Source organism: Paraburkholderia sp. EG286B (assembly GCF_040965655.1).
Taxonomy (GTDB): Bacteria; Pseudomonadota; Gammaproteobacteria; order Burkholderiales; family Burkholderiaceae; genus Paraburkholderia.
This window is the reverse complement of the sequence record NZ_JBFRCF010000034.1, coordinates 1-15,731: the sequence shown is the minus strand read 5'-3', so window position 1 is coordinate 15,731 and position 15,731 is coordinate 1. Positions and strand designations below refer to the sequence as shown.

The 15,731-nt window shown below is 61.0% G+C and carries 15 protein-coding genes; 5 read left to right on the top strand and 10 right to left on the bottom strand.

What is annotated here, in order from left to right; translation table 11 throughout:
- Positions 1-18 precede the first annotated feature (18 nt).
- The 10 genes from AB4Y42_RS39035 to AB4Y42_RS38990 form a co-directional block, all read right to left on the bottom strand.
- Positions 19-1,206, bottom strand: coding sequence for a Replication protein O (locus AB4Y42_RS39035; protein ID WP_368697231.1), 1,188 nt, complete (start codon positions 1,204-1,206; stop codon positions 19-21).
- Between the two features lie 322 nt (positions 1,207-1,528).
- Positions 1,529-2,551 carry a ParB/RepB/Spo0J family partition protein gene (locus tag AB4Y42_RS39030; RefSeq protein ID WP_028215733.1) on the bottom strand — a complete coding sequence of 341 codons (1,023 nt, stop codon included), beginning with the start codon at positions 2,549-2,551 and terminating at the stop codon, positions 1,529-1,531.
- Positions 2,548-3,780: a ParA family protein gene (locus AB4Y42_RS39025; RefSeq protein WP_368697230.1), complete on the bottom strand. Its 1,233-nt coding sequence runs from the start codon at positions 3,778-3,780 to the stop codon at positions 2,548-2,550. The genes AB4Y42_RS39030 and AB4Y42_RS39025 overlap by 4 nt, the downstream gene beginning before the upstream one ends.
- Before the next feature lie 731 nt (positions 3,781-4,511).
- A complete protein-coding gene (locus AB4Y42_RS39020) occupies positions 4,512-5,027 on the bottom strand; it encodes a hypothetical protein (protein WP_368697229.1) in 516 nt (171 codons plus the stop codon).
- A gap of 192 nt (positions 5,028-5,219) precedes the next feature.
- The gene (locus tag AB4Y42_RS39015) at positions 5,220-5,546 is read right to left on the bottom strand and encodes a transcriptional regulator (RefSeq protein WP_081716270.1); all 327 of its coding nucleotides are present in this window, start codon (positions 5,544-5,546) and stop codon (positions 5,220-5,222) included.
- Between the two features lie 370 nt (positions 5,547-5,916).
- On the bottom strand, positions 5,917-6,021 hold the full coding sequence (locus AB4Y42_RS39010) for a hypothetical protein (protein ID WP_238328148.1): 105 nt from the start codon (positions 6,019-6,021) through the stop codon (positions 5,917-5,919).
- Between the two features lie 188 nt (positions 6,022-6,209).
- Positions 6,210-6,518: a hypothetical protein gene (locus tag AB4Y42_RS39005; protein ID WP_368697228.1), complete on the bottom strand. Its 309-nt coding sequence runs from the start codon at positions 6,516-6,518 to the stop codon at positions 6,210-6,212.
- Between the two features lie 51 nt (positions 6,519-6,569).
- Positions 6,570-7,400 carry a DUF932 domain-containing protein gene (locus AB4Y42_RS39000; RefSeq protein WP_368697227.1) on the bottom strand — a complete coding sequence of 277 codons (831 nt, stop codon included), beginning with the start codon at positions 7,398-7,400 and terminating at the stop codon, positions 6,570-6,572.
- 50 nt (positions 7,401-7,450) lie between these two features.
- Positions 7,451-7,864, bottom strand: coding sequence for an antirestriction protein (locus AB4Y42_RS38995; RefSeq protein WP_368697226.1), 414 nt, complete (start codon positions 7,862-7,864; stop codon positions 7,451-7,453).
- A gap of 689 nt (positions 7,865-8,553) precedes the next feature.
- On the bottom strand, positions 8,554-9,141 hold the full coding sequence (locus AB4Y42_RS38990; protein WP_368697225.1) for a hypothetical protein: 588 nt from the start codon (positions 9,139-9,141) through the stop codon (positions 8,554-8,556).
- 246 nt (positions 9,142-9,387) lie between these two features.
- On the opposite strand from AB4Y42_RS38990, the gene AB4Y42_RS38985 reads away from it, so the two are divergent.
- From AB4Y42_RS38985 to AB4Y42_RS38965, 5 genes are all read left to right on the top strand, one after another.
- Positions 9,388-9,993, top strand: coding sequence for a hypothetical protein (locus tag AB4Y42_RS38985; protein WP_368697224.1), 606 nt, complete (start codon positions 9,388-9,390; stop codon positions 9,991-9,993).
- Between the two features lie 7 nt (positions 9,994-10,000).
- Positions 10,001-11,377, top strand: coding sequence for a hypothetical protein (locus AB4Y42_RS38980; protein WP_368697223.1), 1,377 nt, complete (start codon positions 10,001-10,003; stop codon positions 11,375-11,377).
- Between the two features lie 538 nt (positions 11,378-11,915).
- Positions 11,916-12,797 carry a hypothetical protein gene (locus tag AB4Y42_RS38975; RefSeq protein WP_368697222.1) on the top strand — a complete coding sequence of 294 codons (882 nt, stop codon included), beginning with the start codon at positions 11,916-11,918 and terminating at the stop codon, positions 12,795-12,797.
- 308 nt (positions 12,798-13,105) lie between these two features.
- Positions 13,106-13,492 (top strand): hypothetical protein, encoded by a 387-nt coding sequence (locus tag AB4Y42_RS38970; RefSeq protein WP_368697221.1) that lies wholly within the window; start codon positions 13,106-13,108, stop codon positions 13,490-13,492.
- Positions 13,493-13,889: 397 nt separating this feature from the next.
- Entirely contained in the window at positions 13,890-15,014 is a 1,125-nt protein-coding gene (locus AB4Y42_RS38965) for a hypothetical protein (RefSeq protein WP_368697220.1), read from the top strand.
- Positions 15,015-15,731 lie beyond the last annotated feature (717 nt).

Here is a 15,731-nt window from a genome sequence, read left to right as displayed (position 1 = left end):
ACGTCCAGATCGAGAACATCACACCGACGCGCCAGCACGCGAGCCGCGCAGGGTTGCGCGAAGCACGGCGAGCTGGTTGCTGATCGCAGACGTCATCACGCGCGGGACATCGACAGGCGCCTTCGTCGGCATGGCGTGCTGTCGCCGCGCCTGTGCAAACGACGCGAGGTCGGCATCGGTGGCGACGCGGATCCGACCGCAGCGTAGCGCGCGAGCAAAGCGCATCTGCCAGTCGCCGGCCTCAACACGCGGAACACCTTCATCGACGTGATAGACGGTCGCGGATGTGCCGTCTGTATCGAGCACGAGGCGGTGCGTGCCGGCGGCATCGACGAACGTCGAGCCTGCATGTTCACGAACAAGCTCGGTAGCTGCGGCACGCTCAGCCGCAGCGTCGGCCTTTGCGGCGCGATCGGCATCACGGCTGCGGATCTGGTGGCCAAAATCAACCGGGCTGCGAAGCAGGGCGCGCAGGTAGCAGATCGGGCGGTCAGCCTCCTTCAGGTGCTTCCACGTCGCTTCCACGACGTCGGACAGGCGCTTGCCTGCTTCGCGGGCTTGGCGCATCAGGCCAAAAACCAGAAATTTTGAAAAACCCAAGGGCAGCAGCCGCTGAAGATCCGCAGGCACATGCCCCGGTTGTCTCTTTTGAAAAACCATAGGGCTAAGATCCCTTATATATGCGCCGTGTGCCACCGTGGCACTCGGCTCGTCAAAGCTTTGATCCGCGGGCGTTTGAGCATCGACAGCAGGGCGCTCAGACGTTTCAGGCGTCGCCACGGGTGCATCGACCAGTCCGAGTAGGGCCGCTGCAGTCTCCGTCAGATGCAGGTAGGCGCGACCGAAGCGACCCTCGTAGCCCTCTGTGACGATACGCAACTGACCGGGGCGCCGAATGAGACCAGCGTGCTCAAGGTCGGCGAGGGCGCGATACAGCGTTCGTTTCGATTGAAGCGCGCGGTCCGTCAGAAGCGCGCGGCCGGCATAGATTGAGGCGTACGGGCGCGACGCGTCAACGGTACGGGCCAGGGCGGCGAAAACCGAGCGTGCCCGTTGGGGGAGTTCCTCGACCTGGCTCGCTCGAAAGGCAGCACGGAAGATCACCCACGGCAGGTTCACGGAGTCACAGCGGAAGGCGGCGAGGGCTGCGGAATCTTCAGGATGCGATTCACCCTCGCCAGCAACGAAGCGTTGCGCGATAGACATGTCGAGCGTCCATTTCAGAAAAATGGATTGGTTTCACTTGACTGTCTTCCTAGCTGCGCTACACTCGGGTCTGTCGAAGTACCCGCTTCCAGTTTCCAGCTGGGAGTGTAGTGAGCGAAGGTTTCCAGCCAAGCCCACTTACGCAAAGGCCCTCAGTTTCCAGCTGGGGGCCTTTGTCTTTCAGGCATCAGATCACATGGTTTTTTCCTAAGTGATTGCTTTTGAACGATGTCCCACTAGATTTTCGTTCGGCGCGCTGATATTCCCGGCGCGCCTGTCAACTATTAGTCCCTTATGTTACTGATTCAAAAGGGATTTATTTTTAGCTTGCCTGTGCTTCGGCCGTCTCTGCCTTGGATTCACTCTCGAGCAGCTTTTCCAGCGCAGCCTGAATCCGCTCTGCTTCCTCGTCCGTCTTGAACTGCAAGCGCACCACATTCTTGGCACGGCGGAGGTCACAGTACGTCGCCTTGCCCCGTTTGATCTTCACCGAGGTAGGGGCTACAGTTGGTTTGGCTGCCCTGTTCGGATCCTGCTTCGCCAGCCTTACCGCTTGTCCCTGATCAATTTCGCCAGCGGCCAGGCGTTTGATCGCTTCGATGACGCGGTCAGCGGCACCTTGATTCGCGATGTTCGCAAGGGCTGCTGCAGCCGTAGCGCCGATGATTTCCGGCTTCTCTTCAATGACCGAAAGTGCGTCGAAGGGGAGCTTGTCGAACTTGAAGATGTTCGACACCAGCCCTTGAGTCACGCCATAGCGCTCAGCGAGATCGTCCTGAGTCAGGTCGGGGGTCCGCTCGAGGCGAATCTTGAAGCCCAGATACTTCTCGTAGTCGCTCAGACCCGATTGCATCAGGTTGGCGTTGAACGCGCCGTCCGTGATCTCATCGTCGTTGCCTTCGATGACCACGCAGCGGATCTCGAGACGACCGATTTCGCGATATGCGTCGACACGGTGGTGACCGGACACGATCTCGTACTTCCCGTCGGCACGACGACGTACGACCACAGGGTGAATCAGCTTGTTGTGCCGCAAGTTCTCGCGCAGCTCAACGTACTTCTCTTTCGACATCTTCCGGCGGCGGCCGGGTACTTCGACCAGCTGATCGAGGTCGATGTCTGCGCCAGCATTGGAAGCCGCTTGGAGCTGTCTGCGCAACTCCTCCAGCTCCTCCTCCAGCTTCTTCATCTGCTGATCCTTCTGGGCCAGCAGAGGCATTGCCTCCAGCAGTCTGCCGGGCGCCGTCTTCGCACCTTCTTGGTTAGGGCGGGGCGTCGCAGCTTTGCCATCTGCGGCCGCCGCAATCGCCGCCTGTTTTGCGGCGAGTTTTGCGCTCAGGCTCATGCAGCCTCCTCAAGGGCCTGCGCTTCGGCAACCCAAAGCGCCATCAACTGCTGGTCAATCATTTCCGCGAACCGGTCGTACGCTTCACGGGCACGCTGGTACGTTTTGTTGCTGCCCTCGTACTTTGAGATGTCGTACACCGTCCCGAACTCCATCGACGCCGTGGTCGTGACAGTCGTGGCCGGAATCTCGATGGGGAGGACGAGACTGTCGTAGGAGCGCGTGATCCATTCGCGCACCTTGTTGGTGGCGATCTGGCTGCCGTCCACCTTCGTCAGCAGGACGTGGATGAAGTCGAAGCGCTTCTGGAGATCCGGCACGACGTTCTTCATGCTCTTGCCGAGGTCGGTGAAGAGCGACCAGAACTGGGTCGAGGAGGCATAGTCCAGAGCGTTCGGGGGAATCGGCACAATCAAGCCGTCAGCCGCCATGAACGCATTGATCGTCACATAGGAGAGGGCGGGGGGCGTGTCGATGATGATCGCGTCGTACTTGTCCAGCAGCGGTTCCAGGCCGGCGTTGAGCACGTCCCAGAAGCGGAAGCCCGAGTTCTGCGACTGCTTGAACGGCAGATAGAATTCCGCAGAGAAGAGGGCGGCGCTGGCCGGAATCAAGTCGATGCCGTCCCAGTACGTCGGCTGGATCGCGTACTTGAGGTCTTCCTTCTCGCCGTAGATCAACGGCAGGATGGTTTGGTCTTCCGTGACTTCACTGTCTGCTATGACGCCGTTGAGCGCGCTGAGCGACGCCTGCGGGTCAAGGTCGACCAGAAGGACACGGCGCCCGAAAAGCGAAAGGCCTTGCGCGAGCGTCATCGCGCTTGTGGTCTTCGTGACCCCGCCTTTGAAGTTGCCGACCGCGATCTTCTTGCCTTTGACGCCGGCCGGGCGGGGGACGTACGGGCCAACCTTCTTGACCCATTCGCGGGCTTCGGCGAGCGTGAATTCGCGCGAACGTGGCATGCTGGTGCCTTGCGGGAGGGCGAGCTCCTCCCGCTCCCAGTAGTAGTTCACCTTCTTGCGCTCGATCCGGCACAGCGCGGCCAGCTGCGGTGTGGTAAATACTGGGGCGTGCTTCTTGGGGTGCGGCATGAGCATCTGCTCACGCACGGTCAGAAGCGTTTCGTTCGCGTGGTCGGAGATGATCTCGATGTCATCGAGCGCGAACGAGGTAGGCGTGTGATTTACGGTCGGTGCAATTGAAACGATGGGCTTTCCACTCGTCGCCATGTAGCCGTCCTAGAGTAGGTGATGTTCTGATTCGCCGATCGTCGCGCTATTTTGCGTTGACCGGCGGATTTTGGGTTGGACTGTATACGTTTACCCTGTCCCTGACAAGTAAACTTTCCGTCGGTCGCTTTATGTAAGCCCCCGAAATGGAATGCTCTCCGGCGGTTTCCTCGAAATGGCATGAGGTTGTGAAACGCCGAGAGCGCGGCGTGAAACAACGGGGGATAGAAGAGGAAAGGAAATAAATCCTATCTACTCAAGGAGATAGGGGCGGTGTAGTGAAAATGTTTCACGCCGAGGGGACGAATATTCCGCTCAAGACTGTCCGATCGCCAGTTCTGGGCTGGTGGCAAGGCCAATCAAGCCGCTCTGTAGCGTTTGCTACGTATTCTGTAGATAATTTACTTTTCGGGCGATGTGCAACTAATGGGCTGGTCATCTAGCGTCGCCGACCAGCCCCAAACCCAGCGCGGCAGGGCGGCTGTAGCCCTCGCACTTGACCTTGAGCCAGTAGCGTGTGCGCCCCCGACAGTCGGGGAAGTCAAGCCGCCTCGCCACCATCCGCTCGAAGTCGTGCAGCTTCACCTGCTCGAAGACCCATTCGCCTGCGTCCGAACTGCCCACCACGTAGATGAGGCGGACGCCATTGGCGTCGGCGGCGACCGGCGTGCCCCTATCAACGAAATCAAGTCAGAGTGCCTTCTGATGAGCGGGACTCCGGTCGGAAAACTCTACCTTGATATTAGATCCGTTTGATCCGCGGGATCATCGGGCAACGGTTCATTGCGCGTTTTCGTCCTGCCCGCATTGCGCCGCCGGCGGCGCACAGGTGGCGACATGGCATCACCGAACAGGTCCAGCCCGTTGTCGGCTTTGGGCTCGCCAGGCACCGGTGGCAGTTCACCTGCCCGGATGCGCGCCACGAGTTCAGGCGGCAGATACGCATCCTCAATCGCGCCGAGACCCCGCTCAATGATCAGTTGGAGGAACACCGACTGTTTGCGACGTGTCATCGCAGCCAGCAAGCGCAGGCGGTGCTCGATGGCCGGTTCGAGCCGCACGGCCACGACCTTCAGTTTATTTTCGGCTGTTCGTCTCACAACACTCCATTCAGTAATTTCCCGCTGGCTCCATGACCTGCTGCCGGCAACCGGCAAACAGCCCGCCCGCATTTTACGTCGGCCGGCTGCTTGATCGCCCTGCCAACCCGCCTTTCCGGTTGCCCGGCCCGCATCCTGCCCGTCCACGCAGCCGCCCGGCGGTCACGGACATGACATCGCGTGGCCGTAAGTTGTTTCCGGGAGACTTGCGTTCGAGGTAATGGCTGTATATATTTACATGTGTATATTTATACAGGGAGCCGATGATGGAGCACCTGGTCCTCTTTTGCTGTTCCTTGCTATTGCAACGAGCGCGCCAGGAAAGGCACGTGTTCCCAGTCATTCCTCACTGTCCTCTGCTTCGTCTGCCTCAGCCGTACCACTTGATGCTGCATCGAGGCTTTTACCACGCCAGATAGTGCCAAAGCCGGCCATATCGCAGAGTATTGCCCATGCGATATAGGGGATAGGCGTTTCTCCGCTTATCCAGCGCCGTACCTGCCGGCCGCCATGCTTGCTCAACCCAAGTACCCGGGCAAGCGCCCGACCGGACAGGCCGATACGTCGCACCAGCTCCTGGACTTCCGCACCTCGAGGCTGCTCCCAGCCTTCATCTGCCGGGCGCAGACACTCTGCACGGATTTCTACGTGATAGTCGACGTTCATTTTTCACATTCCCAATTTCGTTTTTTCTGAATCCATTTTATGTGCGCGGCGAAAGGGGACAGTCGATACTGCCGTTTTGCCAGACACCAATCCACCCCCCACGGCTTCGCCGCGGGGGAAACACGCGCCCGCCTTGCGGACGCTTGACGACCCCGACCGGTGGTTTGCCTGGGCCCAGCCGGATCGTCCCGCCGCTAACGCGGCGCGCCGGCGCGCTCCCCATGTCCGACGATGCGGCCATGGGGGACCCCGTGCGCCTCGATCCGGGCGCGCGGCGCGCGCGACTCACCCGTGATTATCCAACCTCCTGGCTTGCAAGGAGGGAGGGGCGGCAGCGAGCGGCGGTAATGTTCGCGCGACGGAGGCGAGGCTAACGCGGCGGCGGGTGCCGGGTTCCAAGCGCCGTGCGGACGGATTCGACCTGTTCGGGCGTGAGCCGCGACACTGCTACAGACGTGGCGCGCTTATAGATCATCAGGCCGTAGACGTCAGCGAGGGGCGCGCTTTCGCACACAGCGCCCCGTCCGTGCCGGGCGATTCCTGGGCGCACCAGTAGTTAATCGCCTACTCGATTTCAGCAATGGTCAATATATTAGGCATCACAAGCTCATTCGCCCGCGCAACCTCTACGCGGGTATTGAAAATTACTAAGAATTACGAAAGTTAATGCAGATTGCCGCCGTGTTCCATGAGCATCGCAACAGGCGCGCAGGGCGGCACTCGCTCGAAGTTCGACAGGGCCGCGCGAGCAATGTCGCGCAACTCGTCGCGGTGCGTCTCGATTGGATTGCCTTCGTGGTCGAGCATGCTGGCAATGCGCCGGAGTGCGTCAGCGGATAGAGCCGCCGCATCAGCAGACAGAGCCATGCGGTACAGTTCGCCGCGAACGATGCCACGGTCTCCGTACTGCCAGACAGCCAGGAGCGGCAGCAGGGCGGACAGCCACGTAGGACGGGTGTTGAGCAGGTCCATGTGAGATCCCCTTTCTGGGTGCGCCCCGACCGCAAAGCCGGGGCGATCCGGTTAGCCGCGCAGGCGGCGCAGTTCGTCAGCCAGCACCCACAAGGCACGATTCAGACGGATGTTTTGATCGATGCCCGCGACGGCTCGGGTCGTGGTCGCCTTGCCCTTCGCGTTCCGACCGTGCAGCCCACCGCGAATCATGTTTTCCTGCACACGGTTGAAGGTGGTCCAGATATCGGAGCCCTGATCCTCGACGCGACGCGGCGCGAGAATCTGCCGTTCCGTCACTGGCACAGGCGCGCCCTCGTCGTAGCGCAACGCGAGCGCTGCGCGGGCGAAGGCGACCTGTTCGCCCTCATCGAGCACCGTTGCCGCCATCCCTTCGCGTTGCTCTGCCGTCTCATCAAAGCTTTTCACCACCTTGAATGCGCCTTCGATGACCTCGCCAATCACATCACCCTTGTGAGGGATGCGGATATCGTTCGTCACGTTGCCGCATACGATGCCGTTCTGGCAGGCCCAGCGAATCATTCCAGCTAGCATCTGGTACGCGCACTGGCCCGCGTGCGAGTTGACGAGAATGACCTCATTGGCTTCGCTGCCCGTGTTCTGGTCGGCGTGCTGCCTCATGCGGATCATGTGCTTGGTGAAATCGCGCATGTCCTCATTGCGCACACGGGTCTGGCAGACCATGAAAGGCTGAAACCCTTCCTTGCGCAGGGCGTTGAGTACATCGACTGTCGGAATGTAGCTGTAGCGCGCCGAGCGGCTTTCGTGCGCGGACTGGGCAAGGATTGAAGGCGCAACCTCTGCAATCTGGTCATTCGTCAACGGACGATCCGAGCGCAGCGCGACGGCATTCCCACTAAAACGAGTTGCAAGCTTGTTCATTTGATTCCCCAATGAAGGAGCCAACCCGGCCCGGGGCCGGGGCCGGTCTGTTAGTCGATGGCGCGCAGGATGTTGGCCGCTTCCACGTGCTGCGTGGCGAACTCACGCAACTGGTGGTAACGCTCGATGAGCGTGTCATCAAGGGGCTTTTCCGAGAGGTGACAGAGGGCGAAGAGGGTGACGGTAATGCCGAAGGCATCCGCGCCCATCATGTCGCTGTAGCCGTTCATATGCCAGCGCACATGCACGCGGCCCATGCCGGCCGGAGCCATGTAAAAACCGTCATTGGAGAGCGAGAAGAAATGCCAGAAGCCGCCCTCATAACTGCTGCACAGGCGGGCGGCCCAGTCGTACACCAGGGCCTCACCGGCCAGGTAGTGGCGACCGAGGTGGCGCGGCAGGGCGTTCAGGCGCAATTCGTCGGGAACGACAGTGGAAGTAATGCGGGTTTCATTGTCAATCACGGTTATCTCCGGTTAGGCCATCGCAACATGCGAGGCACACAACCAGTATAGCGATATTTTGTCCTATTATTGAAGTATCTTCATATCATTTACAAATCCCGCAATATCTTTAATAGTAAATTTCAAAAGTCGTTTCAGATAATCTTCTTTACTTGGGATATTTTGTCCTTATGATGGTTGTGTGCCTCGCATGTTGCGATGGCCTAACCGGAGATAACCGTGGCTAAAGAGATTCGGACTGACCTGACCGAAACACCCTGCGAAGTGAATGACGGCGCGAACGGGCACATTGATTACGTGACGTATTCCCGCCTCGCCCTCTGACCGCTGAACGTGCACAAGAAAGCGCCGACCGGCATCGAGGTCCTGTCCGCACTAATGCTAAGGATACCTTAGTGTGATGAATGTGTGTCTGATAGACACTTCACGACCGCGACTGCGGACGCCTCCTTCGCATTACGGCCACATCACAGCACAGAAAGCCACGTGAGCAAGTCTGGATCGCGTCGCCATTGTGGCGGATCGCTAGCGCAGGCTGAATGGTCGAACCGCTCAAGCGCGCGTCGCTTGATCTCAACGTTCGCGCGCGCACACTGGTTCGTCGTTTCGAGGCTGACGTGTCCAAACCAGTTCCTGATCACAGTAACGTCCACTCCAGCGGTGATCAGTTGGACACCAGTTACCGGCGCTCATGCCGGTTTGTCTTTTTCAGGCGGCACCGGGTCGAACGGGTTGGGCCAGTACTGTTTGACCTTGGCGTTTGCGCGTGCGTTTCGATGTTCAGGCGTCAAGAGGAGTTTCTGTTCAGGCGTCAGTTTTGCGGTGAGCCAGTCGTCGGGTAGCTTTGCACCGACAGGCGCAATCGGGCGACGCTCACGCACGGCGAGGCGCGCAGTCGCCTCAGCCGGGGCCGCGCCAGTTTCACTGTCGGGCACACCGCGTTCGGCTGCTACCGGGTTGGCCGCCTGCCCTGGCACATCTGCGGGAGCACGGCTGACTGCCGGGCCAGTTTCCGCCTGTGACGCGCGCGTGAGGCTGGACACGATGCCCCGTTCGCGCCGGATTCTTTTGAGTGTCAGAGCGAAGGTCTGATAGGTGAAGACGAGTCCGGTTGCGGCGAGTTCCTGGATGATCGCGGCGTACCGGACGCCCGAGCGAATGGCACGTTCGACGCTCTCGAACACGTCGCGAAGCTGGGCGGTCTTGGACCGGCCATCGGACGAAGCCGCGAGGGCGTCGAGGCGTTGCGCGCGTTGTACGGCAATCAGGGCGTCCATTTTGAGCGCTCACGTCAGGGGGACGGGCACAGTATGCCGCGAATGATCGAAAGCTGCATCCTATCTGTTAGGTATGCGATCTTTCATGATCCGCAGGCTATCCAGAAATGATTGAGAGTCGATTCATCACGATCCATGGATGATCTATCGATCGGCGCTCGGCTGGAGGTCGAGGCACGACGTATATGTAGACGGAAATGCTGACGCATTTCCGTCTACATATACCGTGCTCCAAGGGGATACCCCTTGGAGAACCCGGCGGCCGCCGCCGACGAGCGTGCCCGTGTCGCTTTGCAGACAGACCGGCGGTACGTGCGTCTGGATGCAGCAGCAGTTTTGCACCGAAGGAATTGCATGCGCATCTCCGCAAAGGCGTCGGTGCGCGCGATGCCCGTGAGCGCGAAACTGGCTTGCTCGCAGCTATGCACCTCGGGTTTTTTCATGCGCAGGCGGCGACGGGACCCTGGCAATGGCAGTACATTCTCAGCATTGTTCCTGGGGAATCCGATGAAACTCACATCTGCAAAAATGCTTGAGATCATGGAGTCGAGCCGCGAGTACCTGGCGGGCGAGCTGGCCAGGCGATTCGATACGTCGATGGTGCAGATCAACGACATGCTTTGCACTCTTGCCGAAGAAGGTCTTGTGCGCATGAGCAGTCATTCATCACGCATCGTCCGCCTTGAACGGCTATCGTTCGCGTCCCAGCCACCCACACCGCTTGTATCAGACACACGCGCAGCTGTATCCACCCCACCGTTCGCCGGCCAGATGAATGGCTGGTTGCGTGACTACGAGGTGTCACTCCAGAGCGTGCACAGCCTCGCGATGCTCGTCCGACCTTTACACTGAGCGCAACATGGAACTTGTCGAGCGGGATCACCCCGGGACGGTGAGGCGACATCTGAGTGCTGAAGAAGCTGCAGCTGTGCGGCGGTTCTGCGGCGACGGACAGCAAGTGCGGCCTGAGGACGCCAGACTCGTGGAAGCCGTGCTCGAAGAGATGCACGACGGACGACATGTGCGTCTGTGGCTCGAGTGCGACTGCGTCAGAGCACCCGGTGGCCGGCCGCGGCTCACCGCCCGGATCCGTGACGATGGCCCGCGTCATTTCGTGCGCATGCATCAGTACGGCGAGCATTACTGCGCGTTCGCGTCGTTCCGTCAGACGCCGGAGCCGGAAAACGTTGGGCCGGGCGATGATTGCGCGCGGCTAGGCCAGCACAATCCGCTCAGACCGGTGGCCGACGCGCTTGACTATCTGGACGATCTCCATGAAGGTGCGGCACGGCCGGGCGGTTCGACGGGATCAGGGGGCGGCGTGGGCGAGCGGGGCCGCCGCCTGCCGCGGCTCGGACGCATCCTGCATACGCTTCTTGAGGACGCTGACTTCGCACGGCTGCTCGTCGACGCGTTGAATGACAAATCCAGATCGTGGGACCGGCTCGAGGCATATGCAGCAGATCAGGCGCTGAGCCCGCAGCTGTCGCTATCGCAGATACTCTATTTCAAGCCATGGACTCCTCTCAACAATAAGATGACGGAGATCGACGCGTTGGTGTGGCCGGAGCGGAAGGCACGCAGCGCGCTCCTGCTGTTCGTCGCCGACGAGATTCGTGCAGGCGTTGCAATCAAGAAAACAAGCATGGGCGAGTGTGTCGTGCGCCCCGAAAAGGGCATCCGTGCAGGTGGCCGCGATCAGCGACTGACGGAGCCCCCTTATTGGGTGCTCAGCGTCGTCGACCGCGATCGCGACGGCAACGCACGCTTCCGGGAAGCGTTCGCACAGCATGCGTATTCGATTGCGCGCCCCGTGCCGCTGGACAGCCGGTACGAGCGCGTTACGCTGAAATTGCTGTTCGATGTTATGGCATGGGTCAAAAAGCACGGCGTTGAGGTGACGCTGTGGAAACCGCTGTTTGACCGGGAGGTGAGGCAGACCGACACGCCGAGCCTGTGGTGCCGGCCCGACTTCGAACTGACGTTCCGATCGGTGGCTGCCGTCGGCGTCACGGCACGGCTCCACCGTGTCGTCATTGAGACGATGGGCGCCGACGATCCTAACTACCTTGAACGCAAGTCTCGTACGCAGGAAATCATGAAGCGACGCGGCATCCTGATCGAGCATCACGTTACCGACGACGCTGCCCAGAAGGAGCGGGACGACGCGTTTTTCCGCAGGGTCGCTGCAAAGATCCTGCATCTCGCCGGGGTGCCGCAGACAGGGCCAACCTGAACGACCCTTGGCGTCATCGTGGTCCCTGTAAGACACCAGGTCACGGATCATTTCCGTCTGCAGGCTTGCGGCCCTCAAAGCTCCGGGCGACAAATGATATGGATTGCGGGATACGAGCGAGGGCCGGCGCGAAGCGTCATCCGCGCAGCAGGCGTCGCGGTTTAGCAGGTACTGGCAGATGTCAGTTCAGCCGCGTTCCCGCGAGCGCATGGTTTGAAACGGGCGATCCATGCGGGCCCTGCCCTCCGGCTACACGTCTGCATCGGGAAGCGTCAATGTGGCATCCACGCCTGGAAAGTAGAATTCCTTGCCCTTTCGACAAGTTTTCGCGACTTCGGAGATTCAATCGGCAGGCAACAGAACTCATGGGCATGGGGGCGGGAATCAGCGGCGCATTTGCTGCGCCGCAGCTAGCCGACCTTCCTACGCCAGTGCGCGATCATCGAGTCGGTCGACGAGGAGGGCCATCTTTCGCGATGTGGTGAAATGGGCTAGCCTCGATCCATTGTCCAGTCAGCTCTTTGGGGGTGAACTCGCCGTGGAACAGCTCGACATTTTCGCCGACAGCCGCGACGTGATGTTGCGCAATGATGTGGTAGACGCGCTGCTGCGCCGGGACGCGGGTGCGGCGCGGGCCGCGTGGACGCGTCTTGGGGCGCAATACCCGGGCGACGGCACACTCCTGGCGTCTGGCACACTGGTGCTGGTGCTGGCGCTGGAGGCCGATTGCCGCTGGCCGTTTGCGGACCATGCCGAACTGGCTGTTGCCCGGCGCGAACTCAGTGAAACCATTGCGGCGGCTGCGCAGCGCGTCCTGCCCCTGACTTGTGTGCAGGCGTGGCTCGCCCCCTGCTGGCGTGCGCTGGCCGAACGGGCTGCAAGACTTCCCTTTCACGCGGGCGCTACAGATGACTGCGCCGCGCCGTTATGGCTGTGCGCCGGCGACTGGGACAAGGCACGACAGGCGGCTGAACAGATTCCGTCCTGGTGGCGCATCCCCGCTCCACTCGAGTGGGCGGCCGAGGCGCGTTACCGGTTAGAAGGGCTCGACGTCGCCTGGCCGCTGTTGACGGAACTGGCGTGGCTCGCGCCAGCGCGGTTCGTGGCGATGATGGGTCGGCTTGGCGATCGCGTGCTCGATGCGTTGCGGCGGCAGTTTGATGCGGAATTCGCCGGGACCGGTGACGCGGCTGATTTCGCCTGGTTTCCCGCCTGGCTGCTTACAGTCAAGCCAGGGCTCGCGGACCGGCTGCGCGAAGCGCGGCTCTCGCGGCACGTCGACGCGGAGCGGGCAACGTCATTGCTGCGGCAAATTCTGAGCCTTGAGCGCCAGGGTCGTCAGCATGATCTTGTCGAGCGTCGCGCGGCGTTACGTGGCCTGCATGCGGGCCTCTATGCTGCCTACATGAATACGCGCTGATATGGCGCCCCCATGACATCATGGCACGTACGACCTCTTACAAATGGACCGCGGCGCTCGCCACCGGCATGAAACGGGACGAGCTGAACGGACGTCTGCGGGACCAGTTTGCGTCGAGCCCCGGGAATACGTTCGTCGCGGCCGTGCTCGCGCGTCATGTGGCGCCAGGATGTCGCAATGCATCTGACTGACGACTTCTCCACCGCCTGTGCACCCGCGTACTCGCCAGCGGATCGCCGGGCTGCTGCCGTAGACCAGTACGGAGAAACACGACGCGATCGCAGACCGCATTGTTTTCAATGAGCAGAATGATGGAAGCGTACAACCCCGAGCGCGAGTCTGAGCCTGAATCATGGCTCAATCTTGATGAGCAGGAGAGAATTGCTCTCGTCGAAACCTGGCATCGCGCAGCCCGGATCAAGCTTCCCAACGCCAGGTTGCATGCCACGCTACACGTGATCGTCGAAAACCAGCTTGCATTGAGGCTCGACCCCGTGGTCCGGGCGATGCATCGCCTCAGGAAAGAGGGGCTTACACGACACGACGCAATCCACGCGATCGGCTCGGTTGTCGCAGAGCATCTGTTTGACATTTTGAAGGCGAATCAGGACGACGGCGCGGCTGCTTCGCAGGCGCGATATTACGCGGCGGTGGAACGATTGACCGCAGCGGCCTGGCGCGGAAGTCACGACTGACGCGAACACGACCGAAGCCTCAGCCCCGGGTTGAGGCGAGGTAGCGTATCAGGCTGAGCCACGCTCATATCCAGTTTACAACTGCGCAAGTACACATACGGCTGTTGATAACGAATGGGTGCTCGCGTCGACATGGCGAATGTTGCGTCCGGGGCGTTTGCAGTCGCGCCGGAGAGTGATCTTCTTCCGCGAGCTTGTGCAGCACACATGTTGGCCGCGTGCCGCCCACTGCTGCCAGTCGATCCTGGCGAAGGTGCAGGCCCGCCTGATAGCACAACGAACGCAGGGGGCGCCGGCAGGCAGGGAATCGTCGTCGTTACCGGGCACTTCTCGTTTGCGCTGGGCATCCCGCTGCAGTATCATCCGGTATCATGATATTTGATACCAATCATAATCAATGATACCACTTGAAACCTTGCAGCCGGACCCCTGGCATTTTCCCCGGCCAGACCTCGCTGCTGCCTATCTCCAGGCGTTTGACCTGAAGCTTTCGTCTGCTCGCGGGCTATTTGCGCGCCGGCGCATGGGAAAGACCGAATTTCTCCGCCGGGACCTGCTGCCAGCCGCGGCCGGGAGAAACTGCCTCGTGGCGTATACGAACCTTTGGGACAAACGTTCTGCGCCAGATGAAGCCCTGGTCAGCGCGCTTGCGGAAGCACTCGAACCCCAGGGTGTGAGGGCGGTGCTCGCAAAACTCGGTAGTCCGGTGAGGAAGCTGAAGGCGACCGCCAGGATTGCGGGAGCGGAGGGTTCCCTCGAGGCCGAGCTCGGCGCGGCAGGCGACAGTGCGGTGGCACTTCGCGAGGTGCTCCGCCAACTCGACAAACAGAAACGGCCGCTGCTCCTCGTCATAGACGAGGCGCAGGTTCTCGCCCTTGCGGACCACAGCGACTTCGCGCATGCATTGCGCGCGGCACTCGACGTTCGCAAGGATCGCATCAAGGTGATCTTTGCAGGGAGTTCGGAGACGACGCTGCGTGAGATGTTTGCCCGGGCCTCCGAGCCGTTCTACAACTGGGCGGCGCTGGAGCCATTTCCATTGCTTGGTGAGGAATTCGTCGCTTTCACGGTGAAGCTGCTGAACAGCATGGCTCGTCACAGGCTGACATTGGAGCAGGGAATGCACGCGTTCGAGGAACTGCATCGAACGCCCGAGTTCTTCAAGCGGTTCGTCGAGCGGTACATGCTCTACCAGCTCCAGGGCGACGAGGCGGCGCTCGCACATACGAGGACGTCGGTATTTTCGGATGAACACTTTCTCAGGCAGTGGACCGAGTTGAATCCCGCAGACCAGGCGGTCGTTACCATGCTTGCGCGTGGGGAAGGGGATATCCACGGTGCCGCGGGTCTGGCGCGGCTCACAGGGCTAACCGGAAAGCGGGCCACGAAGAACACGGCTGCTCATGCCCTACGCCGGCTCCAGTCTCACAACATCGTTACGAGACTCGCCATCGGTGAGTACCGCATCGAGGATGAAGCCTTCGCTGAGTGGGTGCGTCGCCGCAAGGGCACACGGGCCTGAATGCGCTGGTGTCGTCGATGTATCGTAATGACAGAGCTGACGTAGCCCCTGCAATGCCAGTCTCTCCGTTGCAGCGCAGCCGACTACAGACTCCCGCTCGTGAAGCGTACTCCTTTGTAATCGGGAAGCGGGAGCGATTGCAGTTTCCGTTAGCGGGGCCGCCAACAACAGCTACCCGCGCTGCCTTCTGATTGATGCCGCAGCTTCCAGGGACCTGACGCCTGGCTAAGCGGGGCGGCGGGGTGCGTGGTAGCATGCCGATCCCTGTCCATATCGCACCGGGCGTGCGCGACGGTTGACGGCCGCGGGGCGCCGATCACCGGGTCCATTTTTTCGACATTACCCGGCCCAACTGTCAAATCCCGTCTGCTGCCAACCGCGATGGTCGTCCAGCCAATAAATGCGACTAACGGTCTTGCGGCGCCCAACCTCCCAACATAGGCAGCCGGTGCAAAACCCCGTCTTCAGCAAGTGAGGTAACTGCGGGAGTGGTGTACCTCCTGACGTGTCGGGATCGTATCGATCCGATGGCCTGACGCTGGGCAGCGAGACGGGCTTCCTGAGCGGCGAGGGCGGAACTGGTCGCGAATGTGCGGCGGCCCGGCGCGCCCGGGCGTCGCTGCCCCCGGCGCGGGACACGCGGCAGGGCGGCCTTTTCTGATCAGGATGGCGCGCTTACGGAGTGACCGGTGGTGGCCGAGAATTCTCTCCGCGACG